The following is a 16,846-nucleotide window of genomic DNA, read 5'->3' as shown; positions in this document are numbered from 1 at the left end:
GTGTCTTCTTGGTGAAACTTTGCGTAACACAACAACACTATGAGCGTATTAACACAATATTTCAATACCAAACATAACACCGCACCTTTTTCGAAGATTAAAATCGAAGATTACGTTCCTGCTTTTCAGGAAGGAATTGCTTTGGCTAAAGCCGAAATTGATGCGATTACAAATAATCCAGATGCGCCAACTTTTGAAAACACAATTGTAGCGATGGATTTTTCAGGCGATGTTTTAGATCGTCTTTCAAGTGTTTTCTTCAATTTAAATTCGGCTGAAACGAATGACGAAATGCAGAAAATTGCTCAGGAAGTTTCGCCTTGGCTTTCAGAATTCGGAAATGACATTCGATTAAATGCTGAATTATTTGCACGCGTAAAAGCCGTTTACGATCAAAAAGAAAGTTTGAACCTCAACCCAGAGCAAACGACTTTATTGGATAAAAAATACAAAAGCTTCTCCAGAAACGGAGCAAATTTGCCAGAAGACAAGAAAAATCAATTAAGAGAAATCGACAAAGAATTATCGAAATTGAGTTTGCAATTTGGCGAAAATGTTTTGGCAGAAACCAACAACTTCGAATTGCATTTAACAGATGAAAAAGATCTTTCAGGTTTACCCGAAGGAACAATCGAAGCCGCTAGATTATTAGCAAAAAACCAAGAAAAAGAAGGTTGGATTTTTACTTTAGATCATCCAAGTTATGTTCCGTTTTTGACTTATGCTGACAATCGCGAATTGCGTAAAAAAATGGCCATTGCTTTTGGCGCAAAAGGTTTTCAAAACAACGAATTCGATAATCAGGAAAATGTTTTAAAGATTGCAAAATTGCGTCACGAAAGAGCCAATTTATTAGGTTATAAAACGCATGCCCATTTTGTTTTGGAAGAAAGAATGGCAGAAAGTCCAGAAAAAGTTTTTTCTTTCTTAAATGATTTATTGGCAAAAGCAAAACCTGCAGCTCAAAAAGAATTTGCTGAATTAACCGCTTTCGCAAAAGAATTGGACGGAATTGAGCAATTGGAAAAATGGGACGGCGCTTATTATTCTGAAAAATTAAAACAACAGCTTTTTAATTTAGATGATGAAAAACTAAAACCATATTTTCAATTAGAAAAAGTTTTGGACGGTGCTTTTACCGTTGCTAAAAAACTATACGGTTTAACATTTACTGAGGTTTTTGATATTGATAAATACCACGAAGAAGTAACAACTTATGAAGTTCGAGATGCTAAAAATGATTTAGTTTCGATTTTCTATGCTGATTTCTTCCCAAGAAAAGGAAAAAGAAATGGCGCTTGGATGACTTCATTCAAATCACAATATGTAAAAGAAGGCGTAAACGAAAGACCACATATTTCGAACGTTTGCAACTTTACAAAACCAACCGAAACAAAACCTTCATTATTGACTTTTAATGAAGTGACGACGTTATTCCACGAATTCGGTCACGGATTACACGGAATGTTAGCTGATACGGTTTATCCAAGTTTGTCCGGAACTTCTGTTTATTGGGATTTTGTAGAATTACCAAGTCAGATTATGGAGAATTGGTGTTACGAGCCAGAAGCTTTGGCTTTGTTTGCCAATCATTACGAAACAGGAGAAATTATTCCGATTGAGTATGTGCAGAAAATTAAAGAAAGTGCAAGTTTTCAAGAAGGTTTGGCAACGTTGCGTCAGTTAAGTTTCGGATTGTTGGATATGGCTTGGCACGGACAAGATCCAACGAATATTACTGATCTTAAAACTTTCGAAACAGAACAATTTGCCAACACACAATTGTATCCAGATGTAAAAGAAAATGCGATGAGCACAGCTTTTTCCCATATTTTCCAAGGCGGATATTCTTCTGGATATTACAGCTACAAATGGGCGGAAGTTTTAGATGCTGATGCTTTTGAGTTTTTCCAAGAAAAAGGAATCTTCAACGAAGAAGTAGCGAAGAAATTTAAAGACAATGTACTTTCTAAAGGAGGAACTGAACACCCAATGACTTTATACAAACGTTTCAGAGGTCAAGAGCCAAAACCTGAAGCTTTGTTGAAGAGAGCGGGATTGCTTTAATATTTAATATCTTTGTTATTATTTTAAATGTGTTGAAAGAAAAAAATCTATACATAATTGCAGGTTGTAATGGAGCTGGAAAAACAACAGCTTCATATACAATTTTGCCAGAAATTTTAGATTGTAAAGAATTTGTAAATGCAGATGAAATTGCCAAAGGTTTATCTCCTTTCCAGCCAGAAACAGTAAGTTTTGAAGCTGGAAGAATTATGCTCAATCGAATTGATGAATTATTACAAAAAGAAGTTGATTTTGCTTTCGAAACTACTCTGTCTGCCAAAAGTTATCTTTCAATTGTAAAAAAAGCTCAAGACAAAGGATATTTTGTAACATTAATTTTCTTTTGGCTTAATTCAATTGAATTAGCGAAGCAACGTGTCAAAATTAGAGTTAATGAAGGTGGACATAATATCCCGGAAGATGTTATTGAACGAAGATATATCAGAGGAATTAAAAATTTCTTTGAGATTTATCTTGATAAATGTGATAACGTAATGTTATTCAACAATTCAAATAAATCACCTGTCCTTATTCTTGAAAAAGAAATTAATGAAGATATTCAAATTATAAACAGAGGTTTGTTTAATGAAATAAATACTTTTTTAAAATGACAAAAGATAAAATTAAAGAACTCCAACATAAAATCATTGAAGGCTTAAAAGTTTCTTCAAAAAAAATGATTGAGAACAAAAAGAAATCTAATGGAAAAATCGTTGTTTATGCAGATGGAAAAATCCAAACGATAAACGCTGTTGATATTAAAGACTAAACTTTTATCAAAATTGAAAAAATATTTTAAAATAGTCCTTTATCTTGCCATTATTGGATTGGTCACAATTGTTTCTATCAATTATCATGTAACCTCTTCAACTAAAAAGTATATTCATTATTCTATTAAAAAGTTTCCAAAGAATGATGTAGGAATTATTTTTGGCGCCGGAATCAACGGAAATCAACCTAGCAAATATTTAAAGGACCGCCTTGATGCAGGAATTATGCTTTGGAAGGCCAAACGAATCAATAAAATTCTGCTTTCTGGAGATAACGGTCGTGATGAATATGACGAATTGACTGTAATGAAAAATTATTGCTATTCGCATGGAGTTGACACCACAAAGATTTTTATTGATTACGCCGGCTTCGATACGTATTCGACAATGTATCGTGCGAAACATATTTTCAAGATAAAGAAAGCAACTTTGATTTCGCAAGAATATCATTTGAACCGTGCGATTTACATCGGAAATAAATTGGGCGTAAAATCTGCTGGATATTCTGCAAATAAAGGCGAATATTTAGGTTATAATTATGTTCGTTTTAGAGAACTTCTTTCGAGATGTAAATCCTTTTTTGATGTTTTAAGAAATCGTGAACCTAAGTTTTTAGGTGGAGAAATTAATATTAACGGAGAATCTAATTATTCTAAGGACGATAAAAGATAAAAAACAAAACCCTGCAAAAGAACTTGCAGGGTTTTCAATTTAATAATCTAAGACAAAGAATAGAAATCTTTCTTCTTTGCTCTTTTCTCTATATTCTCTACTCCTTCTCTAAAACTCGTTTCGCCAATTTCCCAACAGTTAATCCTTGAACAACAATTGAGAATAAAACAACAATATAAGTTACCTCCAAAAGCAAGTTTTTATATTCTCCTTCAGGCATCGAAAGAACTAACGCAATAGAAACTCCACCGCGAATTCCTCCCCAAACCAAAACCATCAAAGAACCTTTGTTATAAGCCGATTTGATTCCGAAGAACTTAAAGATGTCGAAGAATTTCCACGGTAAAACGATAGAAGTCAATCTTGAAAACAGTACAATAAAAATAGCTACAAAACCTGTCAATAATTGCTTGTTCAAATCTGGAAGTAAAAGCAATTCAAATCCGATAAAAAGGAACAAAACAGCATTTAAGATTTCATCGATAAGTTCCCAAAACTTTCCTAAATAATCTTTAGTAACTTCGCTCATGGCCACTTTTTTACCATAATTTCCAATAATTAATCCAGCCACAACCATCGCTAGCGGGCTAGAAACGTGTAGCGCTTGTGCAACCAAAAATCCTCCTGTTACAATAGAAAGCGTGATTAAAACCGAAACTTTATAATCGTCGACTTTTTTCATGACTTTCGAAGCTGTAAATCCGAAAACGGCTCCTAATAAAAGTCCGCCAATACCTTCTTTTATAAATAACCAAGAGATAGAACTGAAAGTAACATCAAAAGTTGGATCAGTTGCCATTTTTAGAACGACAGCAAACATTACTACCGCTACTCCATCATTAAACAGCGATTCGCCAACAATTTTTGTTTCGATTCTTTTTGGAACTTTCGCTTCTTTTAAAACTCCCAATACCACGATTGGATCGGTTGGAGAAATTAAAGTTCCGAAAACAAGACAAAAGACATAAGGAATATGAATCCCTAAAAGCGGTGCGATATAATATAAAAGCATCGAAATAATCAAAGCAGATAAAACGACACTTACTGTAGAATAAATCATAATGGGCACTTTTTGCTCTTTCAAATCGGCCATATTTACGTGAAGTGCTCCAGCGAATAAAAGAAAATTCAACATCGCTCCCATTAAGATTTCGTTGAAATCAAATTGTTTGATTAAATCAAAAAAATGTTTGGTGGTTGAAGGAAAGTAAGAATCTCCCAAAAGACGAATTCCGACAGAAACCAACATGGCAATAATCATGATTCCGATGGTTCCTGGAAGTTTTAAAAATCTTAAATTTAAATAGGCGAAGAAAGATGCTAATACAATAAGCACCGAAAATGTGTAGTATAATTCCATAAAATGTGATTTTTACAAAAATAGCTGTATCATTATTTAATCAAAATTTCAAGGGTCGAATTAACATAACTTTATTATTCGTTAAATATGTTTCAATTATTTTTGAAAGTTTAAAAACTTTTACATACATTTGTGTCATGGAATTCAAAGAAGCAAAAAATAAATTCGTTCAAACTTGGGGAGCATTAGGTTCTCAATGGGGCATTAATAAAACGATGGCACAGATCCACGCTTTATTAATGGTTTCAAACGAACCTGTTTCTATGGAAGACATTATGGAAGAATTGCAAATCTCAAGAGGAAACGCCAGTATGAACTTGCGTGGTTTGATGGATTGGGGAATTGTTTATAAAGAATACAAAGCTGGAGAAAGAAAAGAATTCTTTACGGCTGAAAAAGACTTAGACGAATTGGCAGTTAAAATTTCAAGAGAAAGAAGCAAAAGAGAGATCAAACCTACTCTTAAAATTCTAAAAGAAGTTTCGACTATTGAAGCAAAAGATTCTGCTGAAGAAAAACACTTTGTTGATCAAACAACTAAATTGTACGATTTCGTTTTAAAAGCAGATAATATGTTAGATAAAATCACTGAATTTAATGATAATTGGCTTGGGAAATTAGTCATGAAAATGATGAAATAAAAAAATCTAACCAAAACTTTCATTTTTTTCTGAAAGTTTAAAACAATCAAAAATTATGAAAAACATTAATTATCTCAATTACTTTTTTGTTGGTGTACCGGCAATAATTTATCTCTTAGCACTTTTACAAATCATTGATTTTATTGTGTTTGCGTTACTATTCAGCATACTGACGGGGCTTTTCCAAGTGACTATTGGCGGATGTATGTTATTTGATGATCCTAAAAACAAATATCTTCAAACTTACATCATCGGAGTAATTTTTTATTTTGTCATGATTTGCATAAATCCGATTTCATCTCATGATCTTAAAAGCTATTTTCTAATGGGAACACCTGCAATACTAGCTTTTTATCTTTCAATAATAATCTACAAAAAAGCACACAAATGAATTTCTTAAAAGCAGAATGGAAAAATTTAGCCTTATTCAATTATGAAGTTGACCGTGAGGTTTTAGAAAAATATGTTCCCGTTGGAACTGAGATTGATATTTGGAATGACAAATGTTATGTCAGCTTGGTTGGCTTTATGTTTAAAAACACTAAAGTTTTAGGATTGAAAATTCCATTTCACATCAATTTTGAAGAAGTCAATTTGAGATTTTATGTGAAACGTTTTGAAAATGGTGAATGGAAACGTGGTGTCGTTTTTATTAAAGAAATTGTTCCCAAAAAAGCCATTACTTTCATTGCAAATACTTTGTATCAGGAACATTATGAGACTCAAAAAATGAAACATGAGATTGTAGAAAATGAAGAAACAAACACTTTCATCTATCAATGGAAAAACAATAAAGAATGGAATACAATTGAAATTGAAACCAAAAAAGATGTGAGCCAAATCAAAATTGATTCTGAAGCAGAATTCATAACCGAGCACTATTTCGGATATACAAAAATCGACGAAGAAACTACTTTTGAATATGAAGTGACACATCCTAGATGGGAACAATTTGAAGTTTTAAATCATCGAATTGATATTGATTTTAAAGAAACTTATGGAAGCGATTTTGAATTTCTTCAAACTAAAAAACCAACCTCTGTATTCTTAGCAAAAGGATCTGAAATTACAGTTAAGAATAAAAGAAAGATTCAGTTGTTTTCAGCTGAAAAAGAATTATACGCTTAACGCATAAAAAACTCAACACATAGAAAAATAGATTGTTATCTCAAAAAAGAGAATAAAAGAAACTAGTTTCTACACATAGATAAACTATGTGAATTAAAATTAGTGAAACGCCTTTTTTAATCTTCTAAAAGCTATGTTTCTATGTGTTAAAAACATCAATCTTAAAACCTAAAATTATGAAAACGCTCGAAAACCAAACTTTGCTTTATGATGAAGATTGTCCGCTTTGCAGTTTATATACTACCGGATTTGTAAAAAGTGGTATGTTAGATCAAAACGGAAGAAAATCTTATTGCCAGTTATCTGAAGAAGAGCAAAATTTTGTGGATTTAAAACGTGCTCCAAACGAAATTGCTTTGGTCGACAATAAAACCAAAACGGTAACGTACGGAATTGATAGTTTGATAAAAGTGATTGGTTTTTCTTTTCCGTTAATTGAAAAAGTCGCAACCATAAAACCAATTCACTTCATTCTGAAAAAGCTTTATTCTTTTGTTTCTTACAATAGAAAAGTAATTATTCCTGGAAGTGTAAAAGAAGAAAACAAATTGCAATGCATTCCCGATTTCAATTACAAATACCGATTTCTATTCATTGGATTTGCTTTGACTATAACAACTTTCGTTCTATTTAGATATTCTAATTTGATTTTGAATTTCCCAAAAAGTACGATTACGAGAGAATTAATTTTAGCTTTTGGACAAATTGTTTTTCAAAGTTTATTTCTTTTCAAATTGGACAAACAAAAGATACTCACTTATGCTGGAAATTTAATGACCGTTTCTTTAATGGGAAGTTTAATTCTAACACCAGTTTTAATTTTAAGTCAGTTTGTTCTGCTTCCGCAAATGATCATTTTGGGTTGGTTTGGAATAACCGTTTTGATTATGTTTTTGGAACATTTTAGAAGAGTGAAACTTTTAAAACTTCCTTTTTATTTATCTTTCACTTGGATTTTGTATAGAATTATTGCTCTGTTTTTAATTTTAAATTAATTAAATTTTGCCACAAATTGCACTAATTTTCACGAATTGATTTTTCACTTTTAGAAAATAAAAATTAGTGCAATTTGTGGCAAAAAAATCGCACAACATGACTAAACTTATTATAGCAGCAGGAACTGGATTTTTAGGACAAGTTTTAGTAAATCATTTCAAAAATAAATTTGATGAAATTGTAATTCTAACCCGTGGAAATTCAAAAACGGAAGACGGAATTAAATACGTGAACTGGAATGCCAAGACATTTTCTGGCTGGGAAAAAGAATTAGAAAACGCAACAATTCTAATTAATCTTGCCGGGAAATCGGTTGATTGTCGTTATACCAAAGAGAACAAAAAGAGGATTCTGTGGTCTAGAATTGACAGCACAAAAGTTCTCAACAAAGCAATTTTAAATTGCCAGAATCCACCAAAACACTGGCTGAATTCATCAACGGCAACTATTTATCGTTTTTCTTTGGACAAACAGATGGATGAAGTTGATGGTGAAATTGGAAACGACTTTTCTATAAATGTGGCTTTGTCTTGGGAAAAAGCATTTTTTAAAACCGAAACTCCACGAACTTTAAAAACGGCTTTACGAACTTCTATTGTTTTAGGAAAAAATGGAGGGGCTTTGATTCCGTTAAAGGCTTTGGCAAAAATTGGTTTTGGAGGAAAACAAGGAAAAGGAAATCAATTTGTAAGCTGGATCCATGAAGAAGATTTTGCAAATGCAGTTGATTTTATCATTGATAAAGAAATGACTGGCGTTATTAATGTCGTTTCACCTGAACCCATTCGGAATGTTGATTTCATGCAAAAACTTAGAAAAGCGGTTGGTTTTCCTTTCGGAATTCCGTTGAATAAATTCTTTCTGGAAATTGGATCTTTTTTGATTCGAACTGAAACGGAATTGGTTTTGAAAAGTAGAAATGTGATTCCGAAACGACTTTTGGAAAATGGGTTTCAGTTTAAGTTTGGGAATATCGATGAGGCTTTTGAAGATTTACTTCATTAAAAAACTTTTGCAAAAATTAGAAACCTTTTTTGTGCTCCAGCGGAGCCAAATATTTATAGAATCCAATAACATTCGTTTCTAAAGCTCCAGCGGAGCGAAATATTTTTTAAAAAATTAGATATATCACCCTGCTGGGGCTCTAACGACGCATAATTCTATTACTATAAATATGTCGTCCCTCTGGGACTTAAATAATCTAAAATCTTGACCACGATAAACCTAACTACAAAAATAAAAGCCTCAAAACAAACCGTTTTTGATGCCTCAAGAAACATCGACATTCATCAAAAATCTGCAAGTGCTTCAAAAGAAAAAGCAATTGCGGGAATAACTTCAGGTTTAATAAATTTAAACGAAACGGTAACTTGGCGTGGCAAACATTTCGGATTTTATCTAACTCACAAAAGCCGAATTACGGCAATGAATCTTTACGATTATTTTGTGGATGAAATGGAAGAAGGCAAATTCAAATTTTTCAAACATGAACATTTTTTTGAAGAAGAAAATGGAATTACAATCATGAAAGATAAATTACAATATGAAACTCCGTTTGGAATTTTTGGAAGTTTATTTGATGTTTTGCTTTTGAAAAAGCATTTGAAAAAGTTTCTTTTGGAAAGAAATAAAGTTTTAAAAGAGGTTTCAGAAATACAATATTGATTTTTGAATTGCCTCCAGCTTTAGCTGGAGGAGAAATTTAATCGAATGTCTAGGGCTTTAGCCAAACTAATAATTAGGCTAAAGCCAGATTGGAAGCATCTCTTTAACCTCCAGCTAAAGCTGGAGGCAATTCAAAAAAAAATCAATTTTTAAACAATCAATTTCAAACATAGCCCACGGTTTCAACCGTGGGAAACGTTTTCAAAATCCATGCGAAATACGAAGCGAAACATTGTGTCCCAATGGTTGAAACCATTGGTTATGTTCTTCAAATATTCTGTTTAATTTCTTTTGAAAATGATATTTTCTCATTTTACGTTTTGCGTGAGGGATAGAAGCTGGCTACCGAAGTGGTACGTCCAGATTAATTTTAAAGAAAAACCACCATCAGCCACCAAAAAATTGGAACGGCTTCTACCCAAAACGAAGTATAATATTTGGAACGATTGGTATTGGCAAAAGCAATAAATAACATCAGCATTATAACCATTATCAAGTTTATAATGGCATCATGAATATTAAATGTGGAAACAAAAATCTCTAAAAACCAAAACGGAATCAACAATAAGAATCCTAAAAGTTTGGTTTTCTTCACTCCTATCGTCTGTGGAACGGTTTGCAAATGGGGATCGTCATTGGCTAAATCTAAAATTTCGAAAACCAGAATTAGCACAAAAACCAAAATAAATCGTTGAATACATTTAATAAAGAAATCCATAGTCGATGGAAGTTCAGCATTTATTAAAGGCAAGACCAAAGTGGCGCCAACCCAGCAAAGTGCGACAATATAAATTTTTACGCCTGCCCAGTTTCTGGCATTTCTTCTGTTCGGAAAAAACGGTAAAGTGTAAAGTGCGGTTATCGCAAAAATTCCGACAGAAACTATTTGCGTAATTCTTTTTAAATGGAAGAAATAATAACCCACTAAAATCACTGAAATAAAACTCAAAACAGCAATAATTTTTAATTGTGTTCCAATCGGATTTTTCTTGACGCGAACTAATGCATCATATTTTACGAAATTATATCCTACAATTGTTCCGAAGAAAACAAAAAGTGCCATCGGTTCATCGTACTGAATATGAAATACATGAAAAGTTATTCGCACCAAAGCATAACAGGACAAAGCCACGTGAATACTGCTGTTTAAATAAAAATCGAATATTTGTTTTAGTAGTTTCATAGCTCAAATCTAATCAATTGGTAACAAATCAACTCTTTAGTTATAAATTTGATAAAAATTGAAGTTAAAAATACCTATTAAATTATTAATAATACTTAATTTTGCGCCACAAAAAAACAACACATTTACTTTTAAATGTTATTCGCCCCGTAAAGTGCCGAGTCACATTCATTTAAAAACATTAGATAGCTACATGAAAACAGATGCTTTTGCTTTAAGACACATTGGTCCAAGAGAAACTGATCTTCAGCACATGCTGAAAACTATTGGAGTTGATTCGATTGAACAACTTGTTTATGAAACACTTCCAGATGATATTCGTCTAAAAGCGCCGTTGAATTTAGATCCTGCGATGACAGAATTCGAATATGCAAATCATATTCGTGACTTAGGAAAGAAAAATAGAACATTTAAATCATACATTGGTTTGGGTTATCACCCAACTATCGTTCCGGCTCCAATTCAAAGAAATATCTTTGAAAACCCAGGATGGTATACAGCTTACACGCCTTACCAAGCAGAAATTGCACAAGGTCGTTTAGAAGCTATTTTGAATTTCCAAACTACTGTTATTGAATTAACAGGAATGGAAATCGCTAATGCTTCTTTATTGGATGAAGGTACTGCAGCGGCTGAAGCTATGGCGTTATTATTTGACGTTCGTACTCGTGATCAAAAGAAAAACAATACACATAAATTCTTCGTTTCTGAAGAAATTTTACCACAAACTTTATCTGTACTTCAAACGCGTTCAACTCCAATCGGAATTGAATTAGTTGTTGGAAACCACGAAACATTTGATTTTTCAAATGAATTCTTCGGAGCTATTTTACAATACCCAGGAAAATACGGTCAGGTAAACGATTACAGCGTTTTTGTTGCTAAAGCAAAAGAAAACGAAATTAAAGTAGCTTTCGCCGCTGACATTTTATCATTGGCAACTTTAACTTCTCCGGGAGAAATGGGAGCTGCAGTTGTTGTTGGAACTACACAACGTTTTGGTGTACCAATGGGTTATGGTGGTCCTCACGCTGCTTATTTTGCAACTAAAGATGAGTACAAACGTTCTATGCCAGGTCGTATCATCGGAGTTTCTGTTGATGCAAACGGAAACCGTGCTTTACGTATGGCTTTAGGAACTCGTGAACAACACATCAAACGCGAAAAAGCGACTTCAAATATTTGTACGGCTCAGGTTTTATTAGCTGTTATGGCCGGAATGTACGCAGTTTACCACGGACCAGAAGGTTTGAAATATATTGCAAAGAAAGTGCACGCATCAGCGGTAACTACTGCTGAAACTTTAAATAAAATTGGAGTTTCTCAAGTTAACTCAGCTTACTTTGATACTATTTTGGTAAAAGCAGATGCTCAAAAAGTAAAAGCGGTTGCAGAAAAAAACAAAGTAAACTTCTTCTATCCTGATGCTGAATCAGTTTCTATTTCGTTAAACGAAACAACTTCGGTTGCAGACATCAACCAAATCGTTGCGATTTTTGCTGAAGCTTTAGGAAAAGAAACTGTTTTTGTTTCTGAATTAACTGAGACTAGTCAATTACCAGCTTCATTAGAAAGAACATCTTCTTTCTTAACGCATGATGTTTTCAACAATCATCATTCAGAAAGCCAGTTGATGCGTTACATCAAAAAATTAGAGCGTAAAGATTTATCATTGAATCACTCAATGATTTCGTTAGGTTCTTGTACAATGAAATTAAACGCAGCTTCTGAAATGTTGCCTTTATCAATGCCAAACTGGAACAGCATTCACCCGTTTGCACCAGTTGACCAAGTTGAAGGTTACCTTACAATGTTGAAAAAATTAGAGCAGCAATTAAATGTGATTACTGGTTTTGCTGGAACAACTTTACAGCCAAACTCTGGAGCGCAAGGAGAATATGCTGGTTTAATGGCGATTCGTGCTTACCACATGTCAAGAAACGAAGGGCACCGTAATGTATGTTTGATTCCTTCTTCAGCTCACGGAACAAACCCTGCTTCTGCAGCGATGGCTGGAATGAAAATTATTGTTACGAAAACGACTCCAGAAGGAAATATTGACGTAGAAGATTTAAGAGAAAAAGCAATTGAGCATAAAGATGATTTGTCTTGTTTAATGGTAACGTATCCTTCTACTCACGGAGTTTTCGAATCTTCAATTATCGAAATCACAAAATTAATCCACGATAACGGCGGATTAGTATATATGGATGGTGCAAACATGAATGCGCAAGTTGGATTAACAAATCCTGCTACAATTGGCGCTGACGTTTGTCACTTAAACTTACACAAAACTTTCGCTATTCCTCACGGTGGTGGTGGACCTGGAGTTGGACCAATTTGTGTGAACGAAAAATTAGTTCCGTTTTTACCAACAAATCCAATCTTAAAAGTTGGAGGTGAGCAAGCAATTACAGCGATTTCATCTGCACCTTACGGATCTGCTTTAGTTTGTTTAATCTCTTACGGTTACATCACAATGATGGGAGCTGAAGGATTAAAAAGCGCTACAGAGCACGCGATCTTGAACGCAAATTACATGAAAGCTCGTTTCGAAGGTCACTACCCAATTCTTTACACAGGAGAATGCGGAAGAGCAGCTCACGAAATGATTTTAGATTGCCGTTCATTCAAAGAAAACGGAATCGAAGTTGGTGATATCGCAAAACGTTTAATGGATTACGGTTTCCACGCTCCAACGGTTTCTTTCCCAGTTGCAGGAACTTTAATGATCGAGCCTACAGAATCTGAAGATTTAGCAGAATTAGATCGTTTTTGTGATGCGCTTATCTCAATCAGAAAAGAAATTGAAGAAGCAAAAGCTGACGATAAAAACAACGTATTGAAAAATGCACCTCACACATTAGCAATGTTAACTAATGATGCTTGGGATTTACCTTATACAAGAGAAAAAGCAGCGTATCCATTAGATTACATCGCTGACAATAAATTCTGGCCATCTGTTCGTCGTGTTGATGATGCTTACGGTGACAGAAATTTAGTTTGTAGCTGTGCTCCTATTGAAGCTTACATGGAAAACTAAGAATTAGTTTTTCTATTAATATTAAGAACCCGACAGATTTTAAAAACCTGTCGGGTTTCTTTTTGGTTTCAGATTTCAGGTTTCAAGTTCCTAGCATAACGTGAAACCTGAAACTTGAAACAAAATAAAAATAATCTGGGCGTGCCACCATCCCGAAAAAAGGGCTAATTCACTTTGCATTTATTCGCCCTTTTATCGGGATGCTGTCGGGCTATCCGCTCCGCCGCGGCGGATTGCTCCTATCCCTCACGCGATCAAAACAATAAGGAAGATTCCGATATATTAAAACATAACTTTTTGTTAGATTTTTGTGAAATTATTTCTAGAAAACAATAAAATTCCCAAAAAATCTAGATTAAAAAATTCTCTTCAATCGTTTGAAATCTAGGAAATATTAAAAAATCATTAGAAGAAACACAATATATCTTCCAAAAAACTGTTATTTCACAATTATATGCATGCATACTATTTTTTATGATAGTTATCATAATATTATTTATACATTAGCGCTAAATTTATCGGATAATTAAAGGGAAAAATGAAAATAAAAATAATTGGTATTGGAAGTTACATTCCTAACCTAGAAGTTAAGAATACAGATTTTGATAAACATATTTTTTTAAATGAAGATGGAACTCCATTTGGTTACCCGAACGAAGTCGTAATTAAAAAATTTAAAGGTATAACCGGAATTGAAAACCGTCGTTACGCCGAACCACAATATACAGCCTCAGATTTAGCTTTTTTTGCTGCTCAAAAAGCTATCGCAAATGCAGGAATCGATGCAGAAACTTTAGACTACATTATTTTTGCCCACAACTTTGGCGATGTAAAAGTAGGAACACATCAAACCGATATCTTACCAAGTTTAGCAACTCGTGTTAAAAACAAATTAGGAATCAAAAATCCTAAATGTGTGGCATATGATATTCTTTTTGGATGCCCAGGATGGATCGAAGGTGTTTTACAAGCAAATGCTTTCATCAAATCTGGAATGGCAAAAAGAGTAATGGTAATTGGTGCCGAAACTTTATCTAGAGTTGTAGACGATCACGATCGTGATTCGATGATTTATTCTGATGGAGCTGGAGTTTCTATCTTAGAAGCATCAACAGACGACTCTGGATTATTATCTTACGAAAGTGCCACTTTTGCCAATGATGAAGCGAATTATCTTTTCTTCGGAAAATCATACAATCCAGACTTAGATCCAGACATTAAATACATCAAAATGTATGGACGTAAAATTTACGAATTTGCTTTAAGCAATGTTCCGTGCGCAATGAAAAGCTGTTTAGATGAAAGTGGAATTGACATTAGTGAGATTAAAAAGATCTTGATTCATCAAGCTAATGAAAAAATGGACGAAGCCATTATAGAACGTTTCTACAAACTTTACGGTCAAACTCCGCCAAAAGATATCATGCCAATGAGCATTCACGATTTAGGAAACAGCAGTGTGGCTACAGTTCCTACTTTATACGATTTAATTTTACAAGGAAAAATTGAAAACCACGAAATCAACAAAGGTGATGTTGTCATTTTTGCTTCGGTTGGAGCGGGGATGAATATTAATGCTTTTGTTTACCGTTACTAGTCACAGTATTCAGTCACAGTCGCAGTTCATCAGATTGTAAACTGAGACTGAATACTGCGACTGAAAACTAAAAAAGTCCGTACCTAAAGGTGCGGACTTTTTTAGTATATTTGCGACCTAATTAAAATCAAGAACGAGAGATTGATTCGTTCGCCAAAACTATGTACGAAAAAACGTTTCCTAATAAAAGATTCAAACTTACTTTAGAGTTTTTACAAAAGCACGTTAGCACATCAGAAACCATTTTTGATTTTGGAGTTCCAAATCCGTTTTCTAAAATAATGGAAGAAAATGGTTATACCGTAAAAAACACTAAAGGCGAAGATTTAGATAACGATCATACGGCATTACAAACAGAAGATTATACTGTTTTTACAGCGTTTGAAATTTTCGAACATTTACTAAACCCATATACCATTTTACAAAACGTAAAATGTGATAAATTGCTAATTTCAATTCCGTTACGTTTATGGTTTTCGCCAGCATATCGTTCTAAAACAGATATGTGGGACAGACATTATCACGAATTTGAAGACTGGCAATTGGATTGGCTTTTAGAAAAAACAGGCTGGAAAATTACAGACCGTTTGCAATTTACACATCCAGTAAAAAAGTTTGGACTAAGACCTTTATTAAGATATTTCACTCCAAGATATTATATTGTCGTGGCTGAAAAGATAAAAGCCTAACGGCAAATTCCAATAAATCCCGATAACTTACGGGAATAAATTCCAACTTTGGAAAGCTCAAAAAATAAAATTTCAAATTCCAATTGAACCCAGTTTGATTGGAATTTCGAATTTAAAAATTGGAATTTAAAATTGAAAATTTATGAAATACTATATCGTCATTCCCGCACACAACGAGCAAGATCTTATTGGTCTGACTTTACAATCTTTGGTAACTCAAACTGTTTTACCTTCAAAAATTGTGGTTGTAAATGACAATTCCACCGATAAAACAGAAGAAGTCGTATTGAGGTTCGCAAAAGAAAACCCATATATTTCTGTTGTCAATAAAACTTCAGATGCGATTCATATGCCGGGAAGCAAAGTAATTCAGGCTTTTCAAAAAGGTTTTGAAACTTTAGATTCAAATTACGATATCATTGTAAAAATTGATGGTGATTTGATTTTTCCTCCCAATTATTTCGAAACCATTATCAAACATTTCGAATCTGATCCAAAAGTCGGAATGGTCGGCGGATTCTGTTATATCGATAAAAATGGCGAATGGGTTTTAGAAAACTTAACCGATAAAGATCATATTCGCGGTGCCTTAAAAGCATATAGAAAAGAAACCTATCAGCAAATTGGCGGTTTACGTCCAGCAATGGGCTGGGATACAGTTGACGAATTACTTTGTAAATATTACGATTGGAAAATTGTTACCGACGAATCTTTACACGTAAAACATCTAAAACCAACCGGAGCAAATTACAACAAAACAGCTCGTTACAAACAAGGCGAAGCTTTTTATACTTTAGGATATGGTTTTTGGATCACTGCAATTGCTTCGGCAAAACTGGCAATGATGAAGAAAAAACCATTTCTATTTTTAGACTACATCAAAGGTTTCTTGAAAGCTAAAAATGCTAAAACTCCTTTATTAGTCACACCAGAACAAGCTAAGTTTATTAGGAATTATCGTTTACAAAAAATGAAAGAAAAGTTAATTTGATTGGGAAATAGGCCGAAAACTCTTCACTCATAACCCAAAACTCA

General features: G+C 33.5%; 16 protein-coding genes. 14 read left to right on the top strand and 2 right to left on the bottom strand.

Annotated features, from left to right (window positions below; all coding sequences use genetic code 11):
• The first annotated feature begins 39 nt into the window (after positions 1 to 39).
• Genes NQQ59_RS08195 through NQQ59_RS08180 form a run of 4 tightly spaced genes read left to right on the top strand, consistent with a single transcriptional unit; the run spans position 40 to position 3,509 of the window.
• Positions 40 to 2,067: a M3 family metallopeptidase gene (locus NQQ59_RS08195; protein ID WP_144217531.1), complete on the top strand. Its 2,028-nt coding sequence runs from the start codon at positions 40 to 42 to the stop codon at positions 2,065 to 2,067.
• A 32-nt stretch (positions 2,068 to 2,099) separates the two neighbouring features.
• Positions 2,100 to 2,678, top strand: coding sequence for a zeta toxin family protein (locus NQQ59_RS08190; protein WP_144217529.1), 579 nt, complete (start codon positions 2,100 to 2,102; stop codon positions 2,676 to 2,678).
• On the top strand, positions 2,675 to 2,836 hold the full coding sequence (locus NQQ59_RS08185; RefSeq protein WP_186296617.1) for a hypothetical protein: 162 nt from the start codon (positions 2,675 to 2,677) through the stop codon (positions 2,834 to 2,836). The genes NQQ59_RS08190 and NQQ59_RS08185 overlap by 4 nt, the downstream gene beginning before the upstream one ends.
• Before the next feature lie 13 nt (positions 2,837 to 2,849).
• Entirely contained in the window at positions 2,850 to 3,509 is a 660-nt protein-coding gene (locus NQQ59_RS08180; RefSeq protein WP_144217527.1) for a SanA/YdcF family protein, read from the top strand.
• Positions 3,510 to 3,606: 97 nt separating this feature from the next.
• On the opposite strand, the gene NQQ59_RS08175 is transcribed toward NQQ59_RS08180, so the two are convergent.
• Positions 3,607 to 4,869 (bottom strand): cation:proton antiporter, encoded by a 1,263-nt coding sequence (locus NQQ59_RS08175; RefSeq protein WP_144217525.1) that lies wholly within the window; start codon positions 4,867 to 4,869, stop codon positions 3,607 to 3,609.
• A gap of 137 nt (positions 4,870 to 5,006) precedes the next feature.
• Between NQQ59_RS08175 and NQQ59_RS08170 the strand changes: the two genes are divergently transcribed.
• From NQQ59_RS08170 to NQQ59_RS08145, 6 genes are all read left to right on the top strand, one after another.
• Entirely contained in the window at positions 5,007 to 5,510 is a 504-nt protein-coding gene (locus NQQ59_RS08170) for a GbsR/MarR family transcriptional regulator (protein WP_144217523.1), read from the top strand.
• Between the two features lie 55 nt (positions 5,511 to 5,565).
• Positions 5,566 to 5,901, top strand: a complete 336-nt coding sequence (locus NQQ59_RS08165; RefSeq protein WP_144217521.1) for a hypothetical protein — start codon at positions 5,566 to 5,568, stop codon at positions 5,899 to 5,901.
• Positions 5,898 to 6,638 (top strand): YqjF family protein, encoded by a 741-nt coding sequence (locus tag NQQ59_RS08160; RefSeq protein WP_144217519.1) that lies wholly within the window; start codon positions 5,898 to 5,900, stop codon positions 6,636 to 6,638. Before NQQ59_RS08165 ends, NQQ59_RS08160 begins: the two co-directional genes overlap by 4 nt.
• A 176-nt stretch (positions 6,639 to 6,814) precedes the next feature.
• Positions 6,815 to 7,633 carry a thiol-disulfide oxidoreductase DCC family protein gene (locus NQQ59_RS08155; RefSeq protein WP_144217516.1) on the top strand — a complete coding sequence of 273 codons (819 nt, stop codon included), beginning with the start codon at positions 6,815 to 6,817 and terminating at the stop codon, positions 7,631 to 7,633.
• Between the two features lie 97 nt (positions 7,634 to 7,730).
• Positions 7,731 to 8,639 carry a TIGR01777 family oxidoreductase gene (locus tag NQQ59_RS08150; protein WP_144217514.1) on the top strand — a complete coding sequence of 303 codons (909 nt, stop codon included), beginning with the start codon at positions 7,731 to 7,733 and terminating at the stop codon, positions 8,637 to 8,639.
• Positions 8,640 to 8,843: 204 nt separating this feature from the next.
• Positions 8,844 to 9,299, top strand: a complete 456-nt coding sequence (locus tag NQQ59_RS08145; protein ID WP_144217511.1) for an SRPBCC family protein — start codon at positions 8,844 to 8,846, stop codon at positions 9,297 to 9,299.
• 370 nt (positions 9,300 to 9,669) lie between these two features.
• Here NQQ59_RS08145 and NQQ59_RS08140 read toward each other — a convergent pair whose 3' ends face one another.
• Positions 9,670 to 10,482 (bottom strand): UbiA prenyltransferase family protein, encoded by an 813-nt coding sequence (locus NQQ59_RS08140; RefSeq protein ID WP_144217507.1) that lies wholly within the window; start codon positions 10,480 to 10,482, stop codon positions 9,670 to 9,672.
• Positions 10,483 to 10,675: 193 nt separating this feature from the next.
• On the opposite strand from NQQ59_RS08140, the gene gcvP reads away from it, so the two are divergent.
• The 4 genes from gcvP to NQQ59_RS08120 all read left to right on the top strand — a co-directional run bounded on the left by gcvP (position 10,676) and on the right by NQQ59_RS08120 (position 16,802).
• Positions 10,676 to 13,525, top strand: coding sequence for an aminomethyl-transferring glycine dehydrogenase (gcvP, locus tag NQQ59_RS08135; RefSeq protein ID WP_144217503.1), 2,850 nt, complete (start codon positions 10,676 to 10,678; stop codon positions 13,523 to 13,525).
• Between the two features lie 538 nt (positions 13,526 to 14,063).
• Entirely contained in the window at positions 14,064 to 15,122 is a 1,059-nt protein-coding gene (locus NQQ59_RS08130; RefSeq protein WP_144217501.1) for a 3-oxoacyl-ACP synthase III family protein, read from the top strand.
• A 161-nt stretch (positions 15,123 to 15,283) separates the two neighbouring features.
• Positions 15,284 to 15,811, top strand: coding sequence for a methyltransferase (locus NQQ59_RS08125; protein WP_144217498.1), 528 nt, complete (start codon positions 15,284 to 15,286; stop codon positions 15,809 to 15,811).
• 142 nt (positions 15,812 to 15,953) lie between these two features.
• Positions 15,954 to 16,802, top strand: coding sequence for a glycosyltransferase (locus NQQ59_RS08120; protein WP_144217495.1), 849 nt, complete (start codon positions 15,954 to 15,956; stop codon positions 16,800 to 16,802).
• Positions 16,803 to 16,846: the final 44 nt, after the last annotated feature.

This window comes from Flavobacterium panacis (assembly GCF_024649945.1).
Lineage (GTDB): Bacteria > Bacteroidota > Bacteroidia > Flavobacteriales > Flavobacteriaceae > Flavobacterium > Flavobacterium panacis.
This window is presented reverse-complemented; position numbering and strand designations above follow the sequence as displayed.